The sequence below is a fragment of the Pseudomonas sp. PDM22 genome (genome assembly GCF_014851965.1).
Lineage (GTDB): Bacteria > Pseudomonadota > Gammaproteobacteria > Pseudomonadales > Pseudomonadaceae > Pseudomonas.
Genome location: NZ_JACVAR010000013.1, coordinates 19,411 through 44,109, shown reverse-complemented (window position 1 = coordinate 44,109; position 24,699 = coordinate 19,411). Strand labels below are relative to the sequence as shown.

Genomic DNA, 24,699 nt, shown 5'->3' with positions numbered 1-24,699 from the left:
CCTGACGAGCTTTTCCATGAAGCCCATTTCCCTCAAGTCCCTGGCGGTCTCCAGCGCCCTGGCAATCTCCCTCAATGCGTTCGCCGCGCCGGTAGCGCTGGACCTTCCCCGGCAGTCCCTGGCGACGTCGCTCAAGCAACTGGCGAACCTCGCCGGCGTGACCCTGGCGATGGATGACCAGTTGGTGGCGGAGCGCACCGCCCCCGCCATCAAGGGCGACTACGAATTCAGCAGCGCACTGGACGAATTGCTCGCTGGCTCAGGCCTGGGCGTCCGTCAGCAGGGCGGTGCATGGCTGATCGTCCGCCGCGGTTCCTCCGACGTACTGGACCTCTCCTCCACTACCGTCAGCGGTCGCAGCCTGGGCTCAACCACCGAAGGCTCGCACTCCTATGCCACCCGGGCCATCACCATCGGCAAGGGCGAGCAGTCGCTGCTGGAAACCCCGCAGTCGGTCACCGTCATCACGCGCCAGCGCATGGATGACCAGAACATGAACAACCTGCAGGACGCGATGCGTCAGGTCACCGGCGCCACGGTGAAGACCTACAACACCGGCTCCAGCCTCAACGACGTGTACATGCGCGGCTTCCTGGTCGATCAGGTGCAGGTCGACGGGGTGTCGCAGATCACCGGCCAGGGCGACATGGCAACCAGCTTCGACCTGGCCATGTACGACCGCGTCGAAGTGCTGCGTGGTCCGGGTGGCCTGTACGCCGGGTCCGGCGAGCCGGCCGGCACCATCAACCTGGTGCGCAAGCGCGCGCTGGGAACGTTCGGCCTGAGCGGGGAAATGGCCGCCGGCTCCTGGGACCGCTACCGCAGCATGGTCGACGTCACCGGTCCGCTGAACGACGAAGGCACGATCCGTGGTCGCTCGGTCATGGCCTATGAGCACAACAAGTCCTTCGTCGACTACGTGCAGAACGAACGCCCGATGTTCTACGGGCGCCTGGAAATGGACCTGGACCCAAGCACCACCCTGTCGCTGGGCGGTGCCTACCAGAAGAACAATTCCACTCCGGCCTTCGGCCTGCCGGCCTATGCCGACGGCACCCTGCTCGACGTGCCGCGCTCCACCTACGTCGATGCGAAGTGGAACCGCATGAAGGAAGAGACCTGGGAGGCCTTCTCCGAGCTCGACCACACCCTTGACAACGGTGGCCAGTGGAAGACCTCACTGACCTATCGCGACGCACGCCTGCCCCAGCGCGAATTCAGCTGGACCACCTGGGTGGTCAATCCCGATACCCAGACCGCCGACGCGGCACGTTATTCGTACTACGAGCGGATCAAGACGCTGGGCCTGGACAGCTTCGTCACCAAGCCCTTCAGCCTGGCCGGCCGCACCCACGAACTCACCCTCGGCGGCGAGTACCAGCACCTGGACAAGGCCTTCACCTATGGCTCGGTGGACCTGGACAACGATGGCTATGCCGACGAGGTACCGATCGGCATCGACGGCGCCAACGACCTACCGCGCCTGGACATGCCGCACACCAACTTCAACTACACCAAGAGCCGCCAATACGGCCTCTACGGCCGCACCAAGCTCAGCGTGACCGACGAGCTGGACGTGATCCTCGGCTCCCGCGTGACCTGGTACGACGCCGATGCGAAGAACGCCAACACCTTCTTCAACAACTTCGGTTCGCCCTCGACCCAGACCAACGCCAAGGTCATTCCCTACGGCGCGCTGATCTACAAGCTCACCCCGACCCTGGCCGCCTACGCCAGCTACACCAGCGTGTTCAAGCCACAGAGCGAGACGGACGCCAGCGGCGAGAAGATGATCGCGCCGCACAAGGGCAAGCAGTACGAAGTCGGCCTGAAACAGGAGCTGATGGACGGCCGCCTGAATGCCTCGGTCGCCCTGTTCCGCATCTACGACGAGAACCGCGCCCAGTGGTCCGGCAGCCCGGTGAACGCCTACGAGGCGCAGGGCAAGGTGCGCAGCCAGGGCTGGGAAGCCGAGCTGACCGGCAACCTGACCGACAACTGGAGCATCGTCACCGGCTATGCCTTCACCATGACCCGCCTGCTGGACGACGATCCGAACAACGGCCTGAGCTCCGGCGACACCTTCAGCACCATCACGCCGAAGCACAACTTCAACCTGTGGTCGAAGTACGAATTCCTCGACGGCACGCTGAAGGGCTTCCATGTGGCCGGCGGCACCCGCGTGGTCAGCGAGACGCTCTACACCCGCAACGACACCGACTTCGTGCAGCCCGGCTATGCGGTCTCCACCGCCCAGCTCGGTTACCGGTTCAACGAGCACCTGAGCTCTACGCTCACCGCCAACAACCTCTTCGACCGCAAGTACTACGAGCGAGTAGACAGTGCCTGGGGTTCGAACTTCTACGGCGAGCCGCGCAACCTGATGCTGACCCTGCGCGGCACCTATTGAGCGCTGGCGTTCCCACCTGCAGGGTGGGAACGCAACTCCGCCGGAATTTCACTGCGCAACCCTTCCACCGCGCGCCAGGCCGTGTCCCGAGCGCGCCTCAGCACCGCGCTCTTCCATTGGTCCGTGTCGATATAGAAGGCATCGCGCAGCTGCTGCTTGATCCGCCGCACCTTGGCCGCCGGCGCATCGGGCGTGCGGTGCAGCCACTGGTCCGCGCGCAGCGCTTCGAGGACCTGCGGGCCGGGCACGGTGCCGAACTCCAGGCTCATGGAAATCAGCAGCGCCTGCGGGCATTCCTCGAACGCCGCATGCACCAGCTTGCCGCTGAGCTTCACCGAGACGCTGTTGCCCTCCTCCGTCGAGCGTACTTCATCGCCCCACCAAGCGCGAGCGCGGACCAGCGCTTCCGGGCGCGGGTCGCCCGAGTAGATGTACTCGCCGTAGCCGCTCGGGCCGAGGCCGGTGTGCACATCGATCCAGGCCATTTCGCGGCATTGCCGGCCATGCTGGCGCAGCACTTCACGCACGGTGCGGTTGCTCCAGGTCGGCTGCGAGCCGGAGAAGAACAGCCCATCGGGATGGCTGGCCTGGCCCGACGAGATGGCCTTCTGCAACTCCCAGCGACCATGGCGCAGCGCGTAGCCGAGCAGACGCAGGCGCCCCAGCGGGCTGGGCCAGCGACGGGGCGCGAGCACCGGGTCCAGCTGCGCGTAGCCGGGGTTCTGCGGCGCGGCCTGGGTGAAGTCACGGAAGTTGCGGTTGAGGTCGACGTTCTCCTGGGTCCAGCGGCGCCACCAGGAAAACCCGTAGGGGTTGGCGGCATGCAGGTAGAGCACCGCGCAGTCGTTGCGGCGCGCGTGCTCGCGCCATGCCGGGTCAGCGAGCAGGGCGCTCTGCACGCCCGAGCCGCAGAAGCCTTCGACGCCGTGGCAACCGCTGCTGATGATCAGCAGGCGCTTGGCATCCAGCGGTCCTTCACGGGCGACGTCCACCGCCAGTGTCTCGCCGTCGCGCCCGGTGAGCGGGTGGACGTGGGACTCCACCAGCAGGCCGGCGGCCGCGCAGGCGTCGAGGAACTTGCTGCGCGCCTGGGCGTAGCTCTGGGAGAAATACGACGATGCATTCATGGGGACTCCGGCCGTTTCCTGGGGCAGATGGCGGCCGGCAGGATGCATCAGCGCGAAAGCGCGGAGTAATGATCTCTGCACATGAGCATTGAGGCTGGTTATGCCTGCTCCGCACGGAAAGCGGCGACCATTTCCTCGGCCAGCAACAGGGCTTCGCGGGTCATCAGCTCCTGCGGCCGGGTAACCAGAGAGATGCTCGCCACTGGCGTGGCCTCGGCGATCTGCAAGGGCTCCAGCACCTGGGCCACCATCGGCAGGCCGAGCATGCGCTGCGACCAGAAGCTCACCGCATCGGTGCTGGCCGCCAGCTCCAGGTAGAGCAGCGACGAGGAGCATTCGGTGATGCGCTTGGGTGGCGCTACCTCGCGCTCACGGAAGAACTGCCCGGCCAGGGCCACTTCCAGCGGGTCGGAAAGCAGCCATTCGAGGTCCAGCAGCTCGTGCAGCGATTGCGCCCCCGCCAGCGGATGCCCCTTGCGCACGGCCAGTGCCGAGGGCTGCGGTGCCAACTCGCGCCAGACCTGCCCGTCGCCAGCTTCCGCCTCCGGCTGGGTGGTCAGCACCAGGTCCAGCCGGCCTTCCTTCAGCCCTTCGAACAGCTGCACCGAACGCAGCTCGAATATCTGCAGCTGCACGTTGGGGTACAGCTCGCGGTAGCGCCGGAAGCAGTTGGCGAAGGCGCGATTGGGCGTCACCGGCGACACGCCGATGGCCACGCGGCCGGCCATCTCGCCCTTCAGGGTATCGATCTCGTCCCGCGCGCGGCGCACTTCTTCGGTGACCAGCCGGGCCATGCTCACCAGCCGCTCGCCATAAGGCGTGACCGTCACCCCACGATTGGAGCGGACCAGCAGCGGCACGCCCAGCTCACCTTCCAGCTCTTTCACCGCCTTGGACAGCGACGGCTGGGTGACGTCGAGCAGCCGCGAGGCTTCCTGGATGCTGCCGCTCTCGGCGATGGTGCGCAGGGCGCGCAATTGATGCAGTTTCATGGCGAGATCCGGACGGTTCCTCGAAGTCGCGCCACCTTAACCAGTATCGGGCTGGCTTGAAAGAAGCCGGGCAAACCCGGCTTCGCGCAGGCCAGCGGTCACTCCGCCATGTTCAGGTCCGGCAGCGGCTGCTGGAACATCCGCGTGGCGCTGGCCAGGCAGACGAGGCCCAGGCACATCCAGGCGAAGCCGATCATGAAGGACATGCCCGACAGGCTCGACCAGAGCCAGATGGTGCTGAGGAAGCCCACCGCCGGCAGCGCGCCGTAGCGCAGGTAGTTGCCCTTGCCGGTGAGGCGCTCGTCGACCAGATAGTGCTTGATCACGGCCAGGTTCACCGCGGAGAAGGCGAACAGCGCGCCGAAGCTGATCATGTTGGCGACCGTATCCAGGGTGACGAACAGGGCGATCAGCGACAGCAGGCTGATCAGCAGGATCGCCGTGGCCGGCACGCGCTTCTTCGTCACCAGCTTGCCGAACACGCGGGGCAGCGCACCGTCCCGGCCCATGGCGAACAGCACGCGGGAAACGCTGGCCTGGGACACCATCGCCGAGGCAAAGCAGCCGGCCACATAGGTAGCGGTGAAGAAGGTCACCAGCCATTCGCCGCCGATGCGGCGCAGCACGTCCAGCGAAGCCGAGTCGGCATCGGTGAGCGCCTGCCACTCGGGGAATACCAGCTGGCCGAAGTAAGCCATGACGATGAACAGCACGCCGCCGATCAGGGTCACCAGCATGATCGCCGCGGGAATCTGCCGGCGCGGTTCGGGGGTCTCCTCGGCCATGGTCGACACGGCGTCGAAGCCGAGGAACGACAGGCACAACACGGCCGCGCCGGACATCACCAGCGGCAGGCTGAAGTGCTCGTCATAGAAGGGCTGGACCAGCGGCACGGGCTCTGCCTGAGCCTCCAGGTGGCTCAGCGACAACGCGATGAAGACCACCACGAAGACCATCTGCGCGACGATCAGCACCCAGTTGACGCGGGTGATGGATTCGATGCCGACGAGGTTGAGCAGGGTCACCAGGACGATGGACCCGAGAATCCATACCGACAGCGGCACCGAGGGGAAATAGTCGGTCATGTAGATGCCGATCAGCAGATAGCTCAAGAGCGGCAGGAAGATGTAGTCCAGCAGCAGCGTCCACCCAGCGAGAAAGCCGAATGCCGCGCCGAAGGTCTTGCGCGTGTAGCTGTAGACCGAACCCGAATAAGGGTGCGCCTGCACCATGCGCCCGTAGCTGTAGGCCGTCAGCAGCATCGCGGCGAGCGTGAAGAGATAGGCCGTCGGCAGGTGGCCCTGGCTCATGCGGGTGACCAGGCCATAGGTGGTGAACACCGCCAGCGGCACCATGTAGGCCAGGCCGAAGAGCACCAGCGCCGGGATGCCCAGCGATTTGCGGAAGGACCGTGCAGACGGCTCGTGAGGTTGATGGGCAGGCAAGGAAGTAGCGGACGTGCTTGTTGTTTTTTTCATGGCTGACTCATGGACGGCGAGCGACGGGCGCTCGTTGGACTGGAACGGCGTGATGCCGGCCGAGGCTTCCTGGGCAGCGGACGGGCGCCCGGCGATTCAGCCGGAGCGAAGCTTCGGGCAGCCGCTGCGGGAGGAATTCAGCGGAGGTCGTTCGGGGCGACCCGGCAGGTTTGCGGGGCCGGGCAAACCGGGAGGCGTTGCGCCGAACGCAGGCCCTCCCGCGCGGCAGAACCGGAGTCGCCGTTCACTGCGTCGTCGATGAAAGTCTGCGCTGCAAAACACTGCCGCCACTCGTTGAACGCTTGCACCTGGGCACTCCTGCTGGCCGCCTCGAAGGACGTTGTTGTTCGAATGGGGGCGCATGGTGCTTGAGCTCGTCGCCGAGGAAAATTAGTAAAAATATCTTCGAGCCCAATGAAAAAAATGGCCGTGCGGAACGCACCCGACGACCCGGTCGGCTGTCGCGCGAGATTGCCTCAACCCCTATCGCCACCTCTCGAAACAGGCGCTCGGATCGGCTCCGACACACTCCGGTGCAGTCCCGCGAACCCTAAGTATGGTGGCGCGATACCGATGGACGATGGTGAGGGCCACCGGCCAGCGAATAGGGTTTGCCTACCGGCAATCCGGCCTTCCTGGCGATCGGAAAAGTCGCTTCGAACCCGGATCGGACCGGTCCCCATTCGCCGCGCGAGCGGTCCCCTGACGAGAGCTTTCACCATGACCGACGAGACCCAAGGAACCACCCGCCGCGCCCTGATGAGCGCCGGTGTAGCCGCCGCCACCCTGGCAGTGGCCGTCCCCCTGCTGGCGGGCCAGGCGAGCGCTGCCCAGGCCCCGGCCGCAACGGGCGCGCGCCGCAAGGAACAAGGCTCGGGCTACCTCACCCTGCGCGACGGCACCGAGCTGTTCTACAAGGACTGGGGCAGCGGGCAGCCCATCGTGTTCCACCACGGCTGGCCGCTCTCGGGGGATGACTGGGACAACCAGATGTTGTTCTTCCTCGCCAGGGGCTACCGCGTGATTGCCCATGACCGCCGCGGCCACGGTCGCTCCACGCAGACGGCCGAAGGCAATGACATGGACACCTACGCCGCTGACCTGGCGGAACTGGCGGCGCACCTGGACCTGAAGAACGCCGTGCACATCGGCCACTCCACCGGCGGTGGCGAGGTTGCCCGCTACGTCGCGCGCCATGGTGCCGGCCGTGTCGCCAAGGCGGTGCTGATCGGCGCGGTGCCGCCGCTCATGCTGCAAACCGCGAAGAACCCCGGCGGCCTGCCGCTGAAAGTCTTCGACGGCTTCCGCGAGGCACTCGCCGCCAGCCGTTCGAACTTCTACCGCGACGTCGCGGCGGGCCCCTTCTACGGTTTCAACCGGCCGGGCGCCAAGGTCTCCGAAGCGGTGATCGACAACTGGTGGCGCCAGGGCATGAATGGCGGCGCCAAGGCCCATTACGACTGCATCAAGGCCTTCTCGGAAACCGACTTCACCGAGGACCTCAAGCAGATCGCCGTGCCGACCCTGGTGCTGCATGGTGAAGACGACCAGATCGTCCCCATCGACGACTCCGCGCGCCTTTCGATCAAGCTGCTGCGCCACGGCACCCTGAAGACCTATCCCGGCCTGCCCCACGGCATGTGCACCACCCACGCCGACACCATCAACGCAGACCTGCTGGCCTTCATCAAGGGCTGACACCGCTGCAAGGAAAAGCCCCGGGGCACAGAGCCCCGGGGCTTTTTCCATTCAGAGCTGCGACAGCCCGCCATCGACGCACAGGTCGACGCCGGTGATGAAGCTGCTGTCGTCCGAAGCGAGGAACAGCGCAGCGTTTGCCAGCTCTTCCGGGCGACCGAGCCGACCCAGCGGAATCAACCCCGCCAGTTGCTTTTCGAACTCACCGAACTGCGCCTCACCGATACCCATCTTGCCGATGATCGGGGTCAGCACCGGGCCGGGGCTCAGGCAGTTGACGCGGATGTTGCGGCCCTTGAGTTCCGCCGCCCAGCTGCGGGCAAAGGAGCGCACCGCCGCCTTGGTCGCCGCGTAGACCACGTGGGCCTCCAGCGCCTTCAGGTGGGCGATGGACGACACCAGCACGATGGAGCCTCCGTCACGCAGCAGCGGCAGCGCTTTCTGGATGGTGTAGAAGACGCCCTTGACGTTGATATCGAACTGCTCGTCGAACTGCTGCTCATCGACCTGATCGCCCGGTGCCGGACGGATGACGCCGGCATTGGCGACCAGCACATCGAGGCGGCCGAAGCGTTCGCCGATCTGCCGGTACAGGGCGTCCAGGTCCTCCAGCCGGCTGGCGTCGGCGCAGATGCCCACGGCGTTTTCACCGATGAGCCCGACCGCCTCCTCCACCACTTGCCGACGGCGCCCGGTGATGACCACCTTGGCGCCTTCCAGGGCGAACCGTTGCGCGGTGGCCAGGCCGATACCGCTGTTGCCGCCCGTGACCAGGGCGACCTTGTTGCTTAGCTTTCCCATCATCTCTCCAACGTGGCTTGTGAATCGGCTCGTTCAGGAGGTCGCAGATCGGGAGCGCGCAGCAGGCCGTCCTGCAGCGGCAGATAGCGTTCGATCTTCTCTGCCAGACGTTCGCGGCGCTCGGCCAGCTGAGCCTGGAGTGCATCCAGGGCCACCAGCTTTTCCAGGTGCTGCTGCAGGCAGGCGAGGAAGCCTTCGCTGTCCTCTTCCTCCTCCAGGTACTGCAGCAAGCCATGGATCTGCCGGGTGCTGAAGCCGCACTCGAGCAGCTCGCGAACCCAGAGCACGCGTTGCACCATGGACGCGGCGTAGTCGCGATAGCCATTGTCCAGCCGCGACGACTCGATCAGCTGCTTCGACTCGTAGTGGCGAAGCGCGCGTGTACTGACGCCGGCGCGCAAGGCCAGCTCTCCGATTTGCATGTCGACCTCCGATGGGGAGCACTCTGGGGGCTTGACGCTAGTGTCAAGGTCAAGCCCCCTTTCGCTTTTTCAGGCGTCCGTTGCGGGATGCGCCGGCAAGGTGAACTGCACCACCGCGCCGCGAGGCTGGTTGGCGCTGGCCCAGAGACGACCGCCATGGCTGTCGATGATCGAGCGGCAGATCGACAGGCCCATGCCCATGCCGGTGGCCTTGGTGGTGTAGAACGGCGCGAAGATCAGGTCCGCGTTGTTCTCGGCGAACCCCGGTCCGTTGTCGCAGACTCTCACCCGCACGCCACCCTCGTCGTACTCGGAGCTGACCAGCAGGTGGCGCTCGCCGGCGGGCACACTGCCCATGGCTTCCAGGGCATTGACGATCAGGTTGAGCATCACCTGCTGCAACTCGACCCGGTCGCCCTCCACTTCCGGCAGGCCGTCAGCGAGTCTGACGCGCACCACGGCGCCGCACTTGGCCGCCTCGCCACGGGTGAACTCGACCATCTCGCGCAGCGCCGCACTGACGTCCACCGGCTGCTTCTGCGGCGGGGTCTTGCGGATCAGCTGGCGGATGCGCCCCAGCACCTCGGCGGCGCGGTTGGCGTCCTTGATGATGCGCCCCAGCACCTGGCTGACCTCGCCCAGCTCCGGCGGCTGCGCACCCAGCCAGCGCAAGGCGGCATTGGCATTGGTCACCGTGGCGGCAATCGGCTGGTTCACCTCGTGGGCGATGGACGCCGCCAGTTGGCCCATGGTCGCCACACGGTTGGCGTGGGCCAGTTCCGTCTGCACCTCGCGATAGCGCCGTTCGCCCTCGCGCACGCGCTCCTCGGCCTGCTTGCGCTCGGTGAGGTCGAGCACGAAGGCCACGCCCTCCTGCAGGCTGGCCTCGAAGGCCGCCAGGCCGACGATCACCGGCACGCGGCTGCCGTCCTTGCGGATGTACTCCTTCTCGAAGGGCTGCGCATGCCCGGTCCGAATGGCCGTGGCAAGGTGCGCCTGGCTCAGTGCCAGGGATTCGGGCGGGGTCATGTCGTGCCAGCGCACGCGGCCGGAAAGCAGGTCGTCACGCTCGTAGCCGACCATGCGCAGGAAGGCGTCGTTGGCTTCGGCTATCTCGCCTCCGGCGCTCCAGACGATGATGCCGATGATGTTGGCGTCCACCAGCCGGCGAATCTTCGCCTCGCGCTCGGCGGCATCGCGATACAGGCGCGCGTTCTCCAGCGAGATCGCCGCCTGCGAGGCCAGCAGTCGCAGCACGGCGATCCGCGCCGGGCTGAACACGCCGGCCGAGAGGTTGTTCTCCAGGTACAGCGCACCGGTGAGCTTGGCCTGGTTCATCAGCGGCATGCAGAGGATCGAACGCGCGCCGTGCTGGCTGACATAGGGATCGGTGGTGAATCCCGGATCGACCGTGGCGTCTTCCAGGCACAGGCTCTCGCCGGTGCGCAGCACCTGGTAGAGCACCGTTTCCGCCAGCGCGGCGGCGCTGATCGGTTCGTTGCACAACAGCATCGCGCCGTCACCGACAGTCGCCAGCGCCGCTATGCGCGGCTCGCCCGCTTCGGCGAGGACCAGCACACCGCGCTCGGCGCCGGCCTGCTCGATGGCCGTGCGCATCACCATGCCGATCAGCTTCTCGAGGACGATCTCCCCCGAGGCGGCCTGGGAAACCTTGAGCACCGTGGCCAGATCCAGGTGTTCCACCGGGGTGGCGATGGTCGCGGTCGGGCCGGGCGCGGGCTCCTCGTTGCGCAGGTAGCGATGGCGCCCCTCCAGTTGCCGCACCTTGCCATCGGCGCCCCAGCGCAGGTAGCCGTAACGCGCGTCCTGCAGGTAGACGCGAGCGATCTTGGCCAGGCCGCGTGCACCGTAGAAGCGCCCCGCCAGCTCGTTAGCCAGCGCCTCGATCTGCACGAAGCCGTTGTCCTGCGCCTGGCGGATGGCCTCTTCGTAAAGCAGCTCGGCATCGACCAGCCGCCCTTCGACCCGTGCGATTTCCGCGCCCACCAGCGCCACCCGACAGGCGAAGGATTCGCCGCACTGCCGGGCCCACTCCTGCAACTGCGCGTGATGCACGGCCAGTTCTCGCAGGCGCTCAGGTTGCTCATCGACAGCCACGGAATCGAAAGTGGCAGCCAGCGTCAGCGCCGCGTGGAAGTGGTACTCGGACTCCTCGGTAAAGGTCTCCACCACCCACAACAGCGCCTTCGCCCGCGCCACGCAGTGCATGGCCGCCGCGTGATCGCCCGCCATGCAGCGCGCCTGCAGCTTGCGTATCCAGTACTTGGCCGCTGCCAGAGCCAGGCCCGGCGTGCTGTCCAGGTGCGCTTCGAAACGCGCCTCGTCGAACAGCTCATCGTCGAAACTGCCGAAGGTCGGGGTCTGCCCGCGCAGTGTACGGATCAGCGCCAGCTGCGTGCTGATGAAATCCACCACCAGGCCGAAGCGCACCTTCTGCGCATAGGCCAGGCCCTGCCCGGCCTCCTCATGCACCTGCGCCAGCGGCTCGCCGAGGAACAGCACATCAGCGATATGGCCGTTGCCGGCGTAGGCGGCGTAGGCCAGGTCGCCGACGCGATTGGCCGCGACGAACGCCCGGCGCAGCAGCTCCCGGCACTCGCGCACCGGGCGCATCCAGCGCGCCACGAACATCGAGAAGCACAGGTAGGTGCGCGCTTCATGGCGATTCAGCCCGCGCCGGTCAACCAGGTCGCAGCCCAGGCGGCCGAAGCGGTAGCCGGCTTCGTAGTCACCAAAGCGGCGGCCGGCGACGCGCCCGACATTCGCATAGAGCATGCAGGAGGCGTCGCAGTTGCCCCGTTCCAGGCTCAGGCTGACGGCCTTGCAGATGGTCAGGCTGGCCAGGTTGGCGTCGCTCTGCAGCGCCGGGGCGAACAGTTTGCCGAGGGCATCGAGGGTCGCCAGGGAGGCGGCGTCCTCCATCAGCGGCAGGTCGATCAGCTGTTCGATGCTGCGCTCGCCCAGCTGCGTCCAGATCTGCTGGTATTCCTCGCGCACCTGCTCGTCGTCCGGGTGCGCCGACCAGTGGATGCCGACCGCCTCCAGGTAGGCCAGGCACACGGCGACCGCCCTGTCGCTGCGGTCCTGCAACAGGCACACGTCCATCTGCAGGCAGGCCACCGCCGCCTGCTCCACCGTGGTGGCTGCGCGTGGCGTCAGCGCGGTGAGGCGCTCGTCGGCCTGCACCAGCTGGCCGGTGAGGAATTCGCACTCGGCGCGGTTGAGCTCCAGGGCGAAGCACAGGTCGTGGCGGCGCTGCCAGCAATCACCGTCGAGCAGTTCGATGCCGGCGCGCAGATAGGCCAGCGCCGAGCTGTAGGCGCTGGAAGCCTTGGCGCGCTGCCCGGCCAGCAGGTTGTACTCGGCCAGCTGTTCGCGCTCGGCGCGGGCTTCGATCAGCCGGGCGCCGCGGTTGAGCTGGCCGACGATCTCGAAGATCGCTTCTTCGCGCCGCTCCGCCGGCGTCTGCTCGGCCAGCAGTCGACCGATGCGCAGGTGCGCCTCGGCACGGGCCGTTTCGGCGATCAGCGAGTACGCTGCCTCGTGGATGCGGTCGTGAGCGAACGCGCAGGCGCCTTCCAGGCGCTCCACCAGTTCCTGGCGCACCGCCGACCAGAGTATCGCGTGGACCTTCGCCGGCGGCAGGTCGAGGACGGTCGCCAGGGTATCGATCTGCGCCACGTTGCCCAGACAGGCGAGCTGCTGCAGGGCCTGGCGGGTCTCCAGCGGCAGCCGCGCGAGCTTGCCGACCATCAGGTCTACGACGTTGTCGGTGAAGCCCTTGGCGTGGATGCGCTCCGGTTCCCAGCGCCAGCGCCGCGCCTCGTGGTCGTAGGTCAGCAGCTCTTCCTCGGCCAGTGCCTGGAGGAACTGGATGACGAAGAACGGGTTGCCGGCGGTCTTGTCCTGCACCAGCCGGGCCAGCGCGACGATGCTCGGCGGCGGGCAGCGCAGGGCCTCGGCGATCAGTTGCTCGATATGCGCGCGAGCCAGCGGCGCCAGGCGTATCTCGTCGATGCGCACACCGGCCTGGCGGATGGCCTGCAGCTTGCGCGTCAGTGGATGGCTGGCATCCACCTCATTGTCGCGGTAGGCGCCCACCAGCATCAGGTGGCGCAGTTCCGAATGGGTGAGCAGGTCTTCCAGCAGGTCGAGGGTCGCTGCATCCAGCCATTGCAGGTCGTCGAGGAACAGCGCCAACGGGTGATCGGCGCGGGCGAACACGCCGATGAAGCGGCGGAACACCAGCAGGAAGCGGCGCTGCGCCTGTTGCGGCTCCAGCTCGGGCACCGGCGGCGGGTCGCCGATGATCAGCCGCAGCTCGGGAATCAGGTCAGTAATCAGCCGGGCATTGGGCTCCAGCGCTTCCAGCAGCGCGCTGCGCCAGCCCTCCAGCACGTCGCCGCTCTTGCCCAGCAGCGTGCGCACCAGCCCTTGGAAGGCCTGCACCAGCGTCGAGTAGGGAATGTCGCGCTTGTACTGGTCGAACTTGCCGGAAGCGAACAACCCGCGCGGCGGCACCAGCACCTTGTGCAGCTCGTTGACCACCGAGGACTTGCCGATCCCGGAATAGCCCGACACCAGCACCAGCTCCGGCGTGCTGCTGGCGACGATGCGCGCGAAGGCCTCGACCAGCACCTCCACCTCACGCTCGCGGCCATAGAGCTTCTCGGGCACCAGCAGGCGATCTGGCGTGCCCTGCTCGTCCAGGCTGAAGGCTTCGATGCGCCCGCTCCGCTGCCAGTCGTCCAGGCAGCGACGCAGGTCGTGCTCGACGCCGGCGGCGCTCTGGTAACGCTCCTCGGCGGTCTTGGCGAGCAGCTTGAGGACGATCTGCGAGAGCATCGGTGGCACGCCGGCAACCCGTTCGCCGGGCGGCAGCGGCTTGCGCGCGATGTGGCAGTGCACCCATTCCATCGGGTCGCTGGCGGTGAACGGCAGCGTGCCGGTGAGCATCTGGTAGAGCACCACGCCAAAGGCATAGAGGTCGCTGCGCGAGTCGATGGAGCGGTTCATCCGCCCGGTCTGTTCCGGCGCCATGTAGGCCAGGGTGCCGGCGATGGTCTCCGGCGGTTCGGGCGCCTGGCGCTCGCGCGGCAGCCGCGAGGCCAGGCCGAAGCCGGTCAGGCGTGCCTGGCCATCAGTGCAGTTGACCTGGATGTGGTTGGGCTTGAGGTCCTTGTGTACCAAACCGCGCTGGTGCAGGTGGCGTAGCGCCACGGCGATGTCCACGGCCAGGCGCAGGCAGGTGCCGGTTTCCAGCGGTTGGCGCAGCAGGCGCGACAGCGGCTCGCCGCCGGGGTCATCGAGCAGCAGGCGGGTCTTGCCGCCTTCGCGGTGCAGCGCCTGCGGGCGCAGTGCCCAGGCGCTGTGCAGTTCATCGCGCAGGCTGTACTCGTGGGCCAGCCGTTCCAGCGTGGCGGGCAACGGATGTTCGGCGGCCGGGCGCACCAGCAGCACGCTGGCGCCTTCGTCGCCGGATGGGCGAGCGCGGCAGAACACCCGCTCACCGTCGTCCCACAGGATCTTCTGTTTGCTGGCCATCGGCTCGGCAACCTCTGAAGGGATTCTGCTGCCCCCGAGTGGCGGTCAGCGACTGTATTGCAGACGGCCTTCAGGTCGTCCGCTGCAACGGCTCGACGCCCAACGCCTCGGCCATGCGCACCAGATCGGCGACCGAGCGCGCGGCCAGCTTCTTCATCACCTGGCCACGGTGCACCTTCACGGTCACTTCGCTGAGGTTGAGCTCGGCGGCGATCTGCTTGTTCATCAACCCCGCGACGACGAAGCGCAGCACTTCGCGCTCGCGCAGGGTCAGCGCCTCGAACGCCTGGCGCAGCGCCGCGCCGGACTGCTCGGCCTGCAACCGCTCGCCATCGCGGGCCAGGGCGCTGGCCACTGCGTCGAGCATGTCCTGGTCGCGGAAGGGCTTGGCGAGGAAGTCCACGGCGCCGGCCTTCATGGCCTTGACCGTCATGGCGATATCGCCGTGGCCGGTCATGAACACGATGGGCATGCGCACCCCGCTCTTCTCCATCTGCTCCTGGAACGCCAGGCCGCTCTCGCCGCGCAGGCGCACGTCGAGAACCAGGCAGCTGGGAACGTCACGCCGGGCAAAGGACAGAAAGGCCTGGGTGGAATCGAAGGTCTGCACCTGCAGGCCGATGGAGCGCAGCAGGCCATCGAGGGCGAGGCGCATGGACTCGTCGTCATCGACCACATAGACCACCGGCTCCTTCGGGCCTTGCGGCGGATTGGAATGCGCCGACGAGCTCATCTTGCCTCCTTGGGGGACCGCGACACTCGCGGTGTGCAGGTCAAAAAATCTAGTCCATGATGGGGCCCGCGGCAAAATGCCAGCCCAATGGTCATGGGGCCGGAACAGTACCTTCGGGATATTGGCCATAACGCGCACCATGGCGTACGCCATGACGCTGCTGCGAGCAAGGCTAGCCTGGCCAAGCGAAGCGCCGCCAGGCCAGAAACCCCTGAATATCGGCCACACCTGCGCAACGCTGAAACCCGGCCACTCGAACAGGCAGAACCCCGATGGCAAGTGCCTCCACTCCTCCTTACCCGCTCCCCGCAACGACGCCGATCACCGTCGCCTTCGTCGCCTACCCGCAGATGGGCCTGCTCGACCTGAGCGGCGCCCAGACCGTGTTCTGGGCCGCCAGCAAGGCATTGGCCCAGCGCGGCCTTCCCGGCTATCACTTGCTGACGGCAAGCCTGCGCGGCGGGCTGGTGAGCACCGTCGAGGGACTGTCGGTGGACACCAGCGCGCTGGCAGAACTCGACCTCGCCGAGGTCGACACCCTGGTCGTCCCGGGCGCCCCGGAGATCGGCGAAACCCTCGACAGCCACGGTGAACTGGCCGCCTGGCTGAGCCACGCGGGGCCCAAAGTGCGGCGGGTGGCCTCCGTGTGCAGCGGCGCCTTCCTGCTGGCCAAGGCCGGGCTGCTCGACGGCTGCCGTGCGGCGACCCACTGGGCCCTGTGCGACACCCTGCAACAGCGCTTCCCGGCCCTGGAGGTGGACGCCGACGCAATCTTCATCCAGCAGGGCGCGGTCTGGACTTCGGCAGGGGTCACCGCCGGCATCGACCTCGCACTGGCGCTGGTGGAAGCCGACTGCGGCCGCGAGGTCAGCATGCAGGCGGCGCGCGAGCTGGTGGTCTACCTCAAGCGCCCCGGCGGGCAGGCGCAGTACAGCACCCTGCTGCAATTGCAGACCCAGGACAGCCCGGCCTTCGACGAGCTGCACCTGTGGCTGGCGGAGAATCTGGGGGATCCGGAACTGACCGTGGAACGCCTCGCCGAGCAGGCGAAGATGAGCCTGCGCAACTTCTCCCGCGTGTACAAGGAACGCACCGGGCGCACACCGGCCAAAGCCATCGAACTGTTCCGCCTGGAAGCGGCGAAACGCCTGCTGGAAAACTCCTCGCGCAACATCGGGCAGATCGCCCGCGCCTGCGGTTTCAGCGACGAGGAACGGCTGCGCAGCACCTTCCAGCGCCACCTGTCGATCTCCCCGCGCGACTACCGCAGCCGCTTCAGCCGCTGAGCCTCGCTCAAGCCACGGCCAGCGCCAGCGAACGTTCCGGCTGCTGCTCCAGGTAGCGGGCAAAGCAGCCACGCAGCCAGCGTTCACGCGGGTCGGCATGGCTGGTGCCGCGCCAGGCCATGGAAAGGTCCGGGCTCGACAGCGGCAGCGGCGCGTACTCGGCACGCAGGCCTTCCACCCGCGCCATCGCCTGGGCCACGTAGTCGGGCACAATCGCGAGCATGTCGCTACCGGCCAGCAGCGCCGGCAAGGCGCTGAACTGCGGCACTGCCAGCACCACCCGGCGCTGCCGGTCATGACGCGCCAGCGCGCGGTCGACGTCGTCGGTCACCTTGCCCAGCGCGGACACCGCCACATGGGGCCGGCGGCAGAACTCGTCGAGACTCACCGGCCCGGCCGCCGAATCCGCGCGCAGCAGCATCGGCTGCACCGGGCGCAGGCTGCGGCAATGGGCGCTGGCCGGCAGCTCCTGGGCCTGGCCGATGCCCAGGGAGATGTCCCCGGCGACGAGCAGTTGCGGCAGCTGCCAGGAGTCCACCCGGCGCACCACCAGGGTGATGTTCGGCGCTTCGGCGCGCAGTTGCTGCATCAGCCGGGGCAACAACGCGTACTCGACTTCATCGCACAGCCCGACGTGGAAGGTCTCTTCGCTGGTGCGCGGGTCGAACTCCCGCGCGCAGCTCAGGGCCAGCGCGATACCTTCCAGGGCAGGCCCCAGGCGCACGTGGATTTCCTCGGCCCGCGCGGTGGGCTCCATCGCCCGCCCGCTGCGGATGAACAGCGGGTCGTCGAACATCGTCCGCAAGCGGTTCAGCGCACTGCTGACGGTGGTCTGGCAGAGGAACAGGCGTTCACCCGCCCGGGTCACGTTGCGCTCGCGCATCATGGTTTCGAAGACAACCAGCAAGTTGATATCGGCATGCCGCAGGTCATTTCTGTTCATGGGTTAGCCCGCCTGGTGAAGTTGCTCTCGAACAGCCTTTCGCTGGGCCCGTTCACTTCTCCAGGCTTGCGATGTGATTGCAGATTATTCAGGCGTAACCGCTGAGTCAGTTGTACATGGGTGCACTATCACCATCCGTTGGTTATCCGGACCGATACCTGGGTATTGCTCCGACAAACTTGTCGACGCAAATATCATCGAGATCAGACTGCCAGCCGGAATATCCATACCCAGGTGTTGCCCGACTATACCTAGGTATACTTCTCCACCTTGTCCGAGGGCGTATCTTGCAAGTACGGCAGGCGCCGCCACGAGCGCCCCAGAGGATGCAAAAGACGCAAATGCGCAACAAGGCTGTCATTGCAGTAGTCGACGACGATGAATCCCTTCGCACCGCGCTGGAAGGCCTGCTGCGCGCCACCGGCTACCTGGCGCGCACCTATGGCGGAGCCCGCGAGTTCCTGGGCTCCGACGGCCCGGAACTGGCCAGCTGCCTGATCTCCGATATCCAGATGCCGGGCATGTGCGGCGTGGAACTCTATGAAGCGCTGCGCAGCCGTGGCCTGGACCTTCCGGTGATCTTCATGACCGCCTACCCCGGCGAGCGGCCGCGCATCAGCACGGACATGCCTGGCGTGATCGCCTGCCTGCCCAAGCCGTTCGAAGCCGAACAATTGCTGGACTGCATCGAGACTGCCCTGCTGCTGAAATCCTGAACGCGCAACTCCCCCGCCAAGTTACTGCCCACCCCCTGATTACTGCCCTGCAAAGTACTTCGCGCGGCTCCCCCTCGATACCTTCGTATAGTTCTCTTCCACACATGCGTAATTCCCGCACACCGATGTAGAAGTGCGCCCGGAAGTTCTCCTCCCTAGCATGGATTCACAGCGGACGACTGCAGACGGAACAACGCAAACCGAAGTTTGCAACTACCCGTCAGCGTCACGCCGAACTTGAAGCAGTGACTTCAAGGCAATTCATCCATTCGAGTCAGGAGCACATGATGAAACAGCAACTTCTGGTTATTGGCGCGGGCTTCGGTGGACTGTGGAGCGCTCTGAGCGCCGCCCGCCTGCTGGACATGCACGGCAACAACGATGTGGAGATCACCCTGCTCGCGCCGCAGGCCGAACTGCGCATCCGCCCGCGCTTCTACGAGCCCGATGTGCACAGCATGTTCGCTCCGCTGACCGAGCTGTTCGAGGCCGTGGGCGTGCGCTTCGTCAAGGGCACCGCCGAGAGCATCGACGAGCAGTCCCGCAAGGTCGGCTACCGCGACGAAACCGGCCGCACTGGCGAGCTGAGCTACGACCGCCTGGTACTGGCCAGCGGCAGCCAGCTGTCCCGCCCGCCGGTGCCGGGCCTGAAGGAACATGCCTTCGACGTCGACCAGATCGAATCGGCGGCGCACCTGGAAAGCCACCTGATGTCGCTGCGCAACCAGCCGGCCAGCCGCGCACGCAACACCGTGGTGATCGCCGGCGGCGGCTTCACCGGTATCGAGACCGGTACCGAAATGCCGGCCCGCCTGCGTGCGGTACTGGGTGAGGACCAGGACGTCCGCGTGGTCATCGTCGATCGCGGCGAGCGCATCGGCGCGGTGATGGGCGAAGGCATCCGCCCATCGATCATCGAGGCCTCCGACAGCCTGGGCATCGAATGGATCACCGGCGCCACGGTCGCCTCCGTGGACGCCAACGGCGTGACCCTCGCCGACGGCCGCCACATCGAGAGCCACACGGTGATCTGGACGGTGGGTTTCCGCGCCAGCCCGTTGACCGAACAGCTGACTGCCCAACGTGACGGCCAGGGCCGCCTGCACGTGGACGGCAACCTCAAGGTGCGCGGACTGCAGAACGTCTTCGCCGCCGGCGACGTCGCCTACGCCGCCACCGACGACATCGGCAACTTCGCCGCGATGTCCTGCCAGCACGCCATCAGCCTCGGACGCCACGCCGGCAACAACGCCGCCGCCGACCTGCTGGGCGTCGCCCCGACCCAGTACCGCCAGCCCAAGTACGTCACCTGCCTCGACCTGGGCGCCTGGGGCGCCGTGTACACCGAAGGCTGGGACCGCCAGCTGAAGCTGGTGAAGGCCGAGGCCAAGGAACTCAAGACGCAGATCAACACTGTCTGGATCTACCCGCCGGCCGCCGACCGCCGCGCCGCCCTGGCCGCCGCCGACCCGCTGATCCCGGTGGCCTGATCGCTGCTCTGCCCGCACTCCCTCGCTCCGAGGGAGTGCCACTCGCCTGATGGACTCGACCTAACAAGCAACAGGAGAACCACCATGACCATGCACCTGAATACCTTCGCCCAGCCCGATGCCACCACCCCGGCCCAGGAACTGGTGCCTTCGCGCTACGCCTTGCGCGTGGGCGAGATCGACGTGCTGGTGGTCAGCGATGGCGTGCTGCCGCTGCCGACCGAAACCATGTCGACCAACGCCACGCCGGAAGAGCGCGCGGCGTGGTTCAAGGAAATGTACCTGGGCCCGGACATGTTCGACTGGGCACTGAACGTGCTGGTGGTGCGCAGCGGTGAGCAGACCATCCTGGTCGACGCCGGCCTGGGCAACCAGTTCCCCGGTTTCCCCCGCGCCGGGCAGTTCCCCAAGCGCCTGAAGGATGCCGGCATCGAGCTGTCGTCGATCACCGATATCGTGATCACCCACATGCACATGGACCACATCGGCGGGCTGCTCACCGACACCGTGAAGAACGGCCTGAGCCCCGAGGTGCGTATCCACGTCACGGCCACCGAAGTCGATTTCTGGAAGATCCCCGACTTCAGCCTGACCGAGATGCCGCAGCCGGTACCGGACGTCCTGCGGCGCACCGCCAACGAGTTCATGGCCCACTACGAGAGCCGCCTGCACATCTTCGAGGACGAGCTCCAGGTAGCGCCGGGCGTGGTGGCGAAGCTCACCGGCGGCCACACCCCCGGCCACTGCATCGTCTACGTCGACTCTGCCGGCGAGCGCCTGACCTTTGCCGGTGATGCACTGTTCCCGGTGGCCTTCGACCATCCGGAATGGCACAACGGCTTCGAACACGACCCGGAAGAGTCGGTCCACGTGCGGGTGCGCCTGCTGCGCGAGGCGGCGGCCAGTGGCGAACTGTTCGTCGCCACCCACCTGCCCTTCCCCTCGGTGGGGCGCGTGGCCATCGACGGTGAAGCCTTCCGCTGGATCGCCGGCTTCTGGGATTACTGACAGCCAGCGCCGGACAGCCCCGCCCCGCTCGTGCGGGACGGGGCTTTCGCGTCAGTCCGATTTCAGCGGAGAAGACCCACGGCTGATGTACCATGCCGCGCCGAAACCTCCGGCGAACTCCCTGTCTGGCTGCCTATGTCCTCCAACGCGCTGTACACCGACCTGTCCTCCTACTACGACCTGATGTGCGCCGACATCGACTACCAGGCGCAGAGCCACTGCGTGCGCCGCCTGCACCGGTTGTTCGGCAACCAGGGGCGCCGGCACCTGGACCTCGCCTGCGGGACCGGGCCGCACGTGCGCCACTTCCTCGACTTCGGCTACCAGAGCGCCGGGCTGGACATCAACCAGCCGATGCTGGACATCGCCCAGCAACGCTGCCCCGAGGCAAGCTTCAGCTGCCACGACATGGCGAGTTTCCGCGTCGACGAGCCGCTGGACCTGATCACCTGCTTCCTCTACTCGATCCACTACAACCCCGGCGTGGCAGAGCTGCAGGCGTGCCTGGCGAGCGTGCACCAGGCACTGGCGGACGGCGGCGTGTTCTGCTTCAACAGCGTGGACAAGGCGCTGATCGACAACAGCTCCTTCGTGCGCCACTCGGTCGACCACGAGGGTAGCCAGTTCATCTTCGGCTCGGGCTGGTACTACGGCGGCGCGGGCGAGCGCCAGGCGCTACGCCTGAGCATCGAGAAGACCAGCGCCGGCGAGACCCAGGCCTGGCAGGACGAACACGCCATGGTCGCCCTGACTTTCGCCGAGCTGCAGCACCTGCTGGAGCCGCTCTTCGAGGTGCAGGTCTTCGAGCACGACTACGAGCGCATCACGCCCTGGGAGGGCACCTCGGGCAACGCATTGTTCGTCTGCGTAAAGCGCTGAGGCGACCCTCCCGGTACGCCCTCTCCCTCAGCGAATCTTGCCCACCGGCGTGAAATTGCCGGTGAGATGTCCACCCACGGTGTTCTTCGGCTTGTACTGGGCGTCGTGCTTGAGGCGTTCCTCCACGCTCGGGTCGATCGCCTCCTGGCCGAACGAGGTGTTGCCGATATCCCGGTAATGCGGCTGGGTGAACTGGCTGTAGGCGCCGCCGAGGAACTCCTTGTAGGAGTTGGTGATGGGGAGGGTCGTGGTGGGCAGGCTCGGGGTCTTGCCGGTGTCCACCGCCAGCCCGCACTCGATGGCCTTGTTGATCATCCACACCAGCGCGATATCCGACAGGCTGTTGTCCGCATAGCCGCCGCCGACGTTGGCATGGGCGCCGGAGAACCACACCTGTTCCACCCGCTGGTTGGGCTTGCTCTTGGGGTCCCACAGCGTGCACTGGTAATTCTTGCGCCACTCGTCGATGGCCAATGCGTGGAAGGCGTTGTGCACGATCGAGCTGAGCTCGGTGTCATGGAATTCGTAGTAGGCCTTGTTGAACCAGTCGAACGACTCCAGCGGCACGCCCAGCGCGCCCACGGTGTCCCAGATGCCGAGCATGTGGATGGTGATCTCCCGCGAGAAGCTGCCCCTGAACAGCCTGGCGCGCTCGGAGTCGGCGCCCTCGTCGCGGGTGCGGTAGAGCCCGTAGGCCTCGTTCGTCAGGTTGATGTGCTCGGGCTTGAGCAGCCCGGCGTTCCGGATCAGCCCCACCAGGCTGCGGGCCGTGTAGGCGCCCCGGCTGAAGCCGAACACATAGACCTGATCGCCGGCCTCGTAGGTACTGACCAGTTGCCGGTAGCCGTCGAGGATATTCTCTGAAAGCCCCACGCCGAATGCCCCGCCGGCCAGGCGGTCGTACCACGCGGTGCCGACGCCCTTGTCGTACCACTTGGCCTGCTGGGTGCCGTTGCTGTCCGCGGGAAGGATGGAAGCATGCAGCTTCCAGACGTTGGTACTTTTACTGCCCTTGATCTCGGACTTCGCGTCCGGGGTATTCCAGGTCCCGTCAAAGGAAATGATGATTTTCTTGGGCATGCCCTTTCTCCAGGGTCAGTGGCTCTGACTGCTCGGAACGTCCCGGTTCCTGGCCCATCCCCCGGTATCGCCCTCGACAGTGAACTGTAGCCCCCGGTCCGGACTGTCGACAGACTCGTGAGAACCACCTCCATTGGCATACCGTGCTGGCGGATTGCCTTCCCGCTACACATATGGTTAGGTGCCCTGGCCCCGAACGACTCCGCCGAGTACGCCAGAGGCGGCCTGGAGTGCCGGGTCCGCGCCCGCCACAGCTCCGCTGCCCGGCTCCCTTTGCTACGCCTTCACTGACGCGAACCCATGGTCACCACTGTCATCCTCAGCATGCTCTGCGTGCACCTGCTTTGTTTCAGCGTCATGTTCCTGCTGATCAGCACCCGGCTGAACGGCAAGAAAATGGGCATGGAAGTCTTCGCCCTGGGCAATTTCCTGCTGGGGCTCGCCTACATCCTGCAGTTGCTCGGCGGCCCGGCGCACTGGGGGGCGATGAGTGTCGTCAACCACACGATGACCCTCTGCGCCCCTGTCGCCTACGTCCTTGGCGCCCTGCGCTTCTTCGATCGACCGACCGCCGTGTGGCGGCCATTGCTCACGCTGGCTGCCCTCTACACGGCGCTGCAGCTCACGGTGCAATCCACCCTCGGAAGCGAAGCGCGGCACGCGCTGCTGGCGGGCTCGTGCGCCCTGCTGTTCCTGGGCATGGCCGTGGCAGTGCTCTATGCCCGGCAGAACGTCGCCCGGGACCTGCGCGTCGAGATGATCGTGTTCGCCGTACTGATTGGCGGCATCTGTGCGCTGAACGCCGCGAAGTTCGTGATGATCCTCCAAGACGGGCTGGCGGCGCTGGACATGAACAGCGGCTTCCAGAAAGTCTTCTACCTCTACATGTCATTCCTCGGCACCGTGCTGCCGCCCTGCGCCGTCTGGCTGGTGCTGCGGCGCCTGACGGATGAGCTGCGCACCATGGCCGCCCATGACCCGCTGACGCAATTACTGAACCGCCGCGGGCTGGTCGAGGGGCTGGAAGCGCACTTCCGCTCCCGCAACGCCGGGCCTGCCTACCTGCTGATCGTGGACATCGATCACTTCAAGCAGATCAACGACAACCACGGCCACAAGGTCGGCGATCTCGTGCTGTCTCATGTGGCCCAGGTGCTCAAGGCCACCGCTCGCAAAGGCGACCTGACGTGCCGGCTGGGCGGCGAGGAGTTCGTCCTCGTCGGCCTGGACATGGACAGGACAGGCGCCCTGCAACTGGCCGAACGCGCCCGCGCGGCCATCGAAAAAAGCGAAGTACCGGGCGCGACGCCGGACCAGCCGATCCGCTGCACCGCCACCATCGGCGTCTCGGAAGCCTTCACCGGCACGCAGGCGCTCGACGAGTACCTGCAGCAGGCTGACCGCGCGCTCTACCGTGGCAAGACTGCCGGGCGCAATCGCGTCGAGGGGGCTTTCGCGTAGCAGCCGTCCCGGCTAGTTCCAGCGAAGGTTGAGGACGAGAAAGTTCAGCAGCACCCAGACGACCAGCACCAGGTGCGTCAGCTGCAGCCCCTCCTGGCGGATCCAGTAGCCGAACCAGAGGCCGCCCAGCAGCATAGCGAAGAGGAAGGCCAGCGCCGCGCTGAGGCCGAGGTTCAGCCAGGGCCTGGCGGCGTCGACGCCGTCGCCCAGCAGCAGCTCGTAGCAGCCAGCCCAGGCAGCCAGCACCGCAACCGCCTGCAGCAGGACGACGACGATCAGCGCCAGGCGATGCAGCGCCGGCGAGGCCAGTGCGCGCGCGAGCAAGGGGAAGTCGATGGCGGGAGGCTGGCGCAGCGGCGCCATCGCCATGGTCGCGCCGACCGCTGCGACCGAGCTGGAGAAGGCGTGCAGGTTGTTGATCAGTGCGATGCTCAGCCAGAGACTGAAACCCAGGAAGCAGGTGGCCTGGAAAATCATCAGTGAAGTGTGGGTGTCCATACCGGGTCCTTGTGCGGTCATGTGCCGAATGCGCCGGCCCGCCGCCGGAAACAGCGGCGGCAGGCAGGCCCGGACGGACTCTAGGACCTCAACCTAGGTTGAGGTCAATACA

18 protein-coding genes are annotated in these 24,699 nt (G+C 66.6%); 8 read left to right on the top strand and 10 right to left on the bottom strand.

Annotated elements, in window-relative coordinates; genetic code table 11:
* The first annotated feature begins 16 nt into the window (after positions 1-16).
* Positions 17-2,410 (top strand): TonB-dependent siderophore receptor, encoded by a 2,394-nt coding sequence (locus IB255_RS30135; RefSeq protein WP_081518413.1) that lies wholly within the window; start codon positions 17-19, stop codon positions 2,408-2,410.
* Here the strand turns inward: IB255_RS30135 and IB255_RS30130 are convergent.
* From IB255_RS30130 to IB255_RS30120, 3 genes are all read right to left on the bottom strand, one after another.
* Positions 2,404-3,537 carry a M14 family metallopeptidase gene (locus IB255_RS30130; protein WP_081518414.1) on the bottom strand — a complete coding sequence of 378 codons (1,134 nt, stop codon included), beginning with the start codon at positions 3,535-3,537 and terminating at the stop codon, positions 2,404-2,406. The genes IB255_RS30135 and IB255_RS30130 overlap by 7 nt on opposite strands.
* Before the next feature lie 98 nt (positions 3,538-3,635).
* A complete protein-coding gene (locus tag IB255_RS30125; RefSeq protein WP_081518415.1) occupies positions 3,636-4,529 on the bottom strand; it encodes a LysR family transcriptional regulator in 894 nt (297 codons plus the stop codon).
* A 98-nt stretch (positions 4,530-4,627) separates the two neighbouring features.
* Complete coding sequence (locus IB255_RS30120) at positions 4,628-6,007, bottom strand: APC family permease (RefSeq protein ID WP_081518416.1); 1,380 nt, start codon at positions 6,005-6,007, stop codon at positions 4,628-4,630.
* Between the two features lie 720 nt (positions 6,008-6,727).
* On the opposite strand from IB255_RS30120, the gene IB255_RS30115 reads away from it, so the two are divergent.
* On the top strand, positions 6,728-7,705 hold the full coding sequence (locus tag IB255_RS30115; protein ID WP_081518417.1) for an alpha/beta fold hydrolase: 978 nt from the start codon (positions 6,728-6,730) through the stop codon (positions 7,703-7,705).
* A 51-nt stretch (positions 7,706-7,756) separates the two neighbouring features.
* On the opposite strand, the gene IB255_RS30110 is transcribed toward IB255_RS30115, so the two are convergent.
* The 4 genes from IB255_RS30110 to IB255_RS30095 all read right to left on the bottom strand — a co-directional run bounded on the left by IB255_RS30110 (position 7,757) and on the right by IB255_RS30095 (position 15,226).
* Positions 7,757-8,506, bottom strand: coding sequence for an SDR family NAD(P)-dependent oxidoreductase (locus tag IB255_RS30110; RefSeq protein WP_081518418.1), 750 nt, complete (start codon positions 8,504-8,506; stop codon positions 7,757-7,759).
* A complete protein-coding gene (locus tag IB255_RS30105) occupies positions 8,506-8,928 on the bottom strand; it encodes a MerR family transcriptional regulator (protein WP_081518419.1) in 423 nt (140 codons plus the stop codon). The genes IB255_RS30110 and IB255_RS30105 overlap by 1 nt, the downstream gene beginning before the upstream one ends.
* Before the next feature lie 69 nt (positions 8,929-8,997).
* Complete coding sequence (locus IB255_RS30100; RefSeq protein ID WP_081518420.1) at positions 8,998-14,493, bottom strand: AAA family ATPase; 5,496 nt, start codon at positions 14,491-14,493, stop codon at positions 8,998-9,000.
* 70 nt (positions 14,494-14,563) lie between these two features.
* Entirely contained in the window at positions 14,564-15,226 is a 663-nt protein-coding gene (locus tag IB255_RS30095) for a response regulator transcription factor (protein WP_151187517.1), read from the bottom strand.
* Between the two features lie 272 nt (positions 15,227-15,498).
* Between IB255_RS30095 and IB255_RS30090 the strand changes: the two genes are divergently transcribed.
* Positions 15,499-16,512 carry a GlxA family transcriptional regulator gene (locus IB255_RS30090; protein ID WP_192211270.1) on the top strand — a complete coding sequence of 338 codons (1,014 nt, stop codon included), beginning with the start codon at positions 15,499-15,501 and terminating at the stop codon, positions 16,510-16,512.
* A gap of 7 nt (positions 16,513-16,519) precedes the next feature.
* Here the strand turns inward: IB255_RS30090 and IB255_RS30085 are convergent, their stop codons facing one another.
* Positions 16,520-17,455: a LysR family transcriptional regulator gene (locus IB255_RS30085; protein WP_192211269.1), complete on the bottom strand. Its 936-nt coding sequence runs from the start codon at positions 17,453-17,455 to the stop codon at positions 16,520-16,522.
* Between the two features lie 326 nt (positions 17,456-17,781).
* Between IB255_RS30085 and IB255_RS30080 the strand changes: the two genes are divergently transcribed.
* From IB255_RS30080 to IB255_RS30065, 4 genes are all read left to right on the top strand, one after another.
* Positions 17,782-18,171 carry a response regulator transcription factor gene (locus IB255_RS30080; RefSeq protein ID WP_167523207.1) on the top strand — a complete coding sequence of 130 codons (390 nt, stop codon included), beginning with the start codon at positions 17,782-17,784 and terminating at the stop codon, positions 18,169-18,171.
* Between the two features lie 287 nt (positions 18,172-18,458).
* Entirely contained in the window at positions 18,459-19,661 is a 1,203-nt protein-coding gene (locus tag IB255_RS30075) for an NAD(P)/FAD-dependent oxidoreductase (RefSeq protein ID WP_081518425.1), read from the top strand.
* A gap of 84 nt (positions 19,662-19,745) precedes the next feature.
* Positions 19,746-20,669 (top strand): MBL fold metallo-hydrolase, encoded by a 924-nt coding sequence (locus tag IB255_RS30070; protein WP_151187520.1) that lies wholly within the window; start codon positions 19,746-19,748, stop codon positions 20,667-20,669.
* Positions 20,670-20,804: 135 nt separating this feature from the next.
* Positions 20,805-21,548 (top strand): class I SAM-dependent DNA methyltransferase, encoded by a 744-nt coding sequence (locus IB255_RS30065; RefSeq protein ID WP_192211268.1) that lies wholly within the window; start codon positions 20,805-20,807, stop codon positions 21,546-21,548.
* Positions 21,549-21,575: 27 nt separating this feature from the next.
* Here IB255_RS30065 and IB255_RS30060 read toward each other — a convergent pair whose 3' ends face one another.
* Complete coding sequence (locus IB255_RS30060; protein WP_151187522.1) at positions 21,576-22,628, bottom strand: DUF2235 domain-containing protein; 1,053 nt, start codon at positions 22,626-22,628, stop codon at positions 21,576-21,578.
* A 300-nt stretch (positions 22,629-22,928) separates the two neighbouring features.
* Between IB255_RS30060 and IB255_RS30055 the strand changes: the two genes are divergently transcribed.
* Complete coding sequence (locus tag IB255_RS30055; protein WP_192211267.1) at positions 22,929-24,089, top strand: GGDEF domain-containing protein; 1,161 nt, start codon at positions 22,929-22,931, stop codon at positions 24,087-24,089.
* Between the two features lie 12 nt (positions 24,090-24,101).
* Here the strand turns inward: IB255_RS30055 and IB255_RS30050 are convergent, their stop codons facing one another.
* Complete coding sequence (locus IB255_RS30050) at positions 24,102-24,587, bottom strand: DUF2165 family protein (protein ID WP_081518430.1); 486 nt, start codon at positions 24,585-24,587, stop codon at positions 24,102-24,104.
* Between the last annotated feature and the right edge of the window lie 112 nt (positions 24,588-24,699).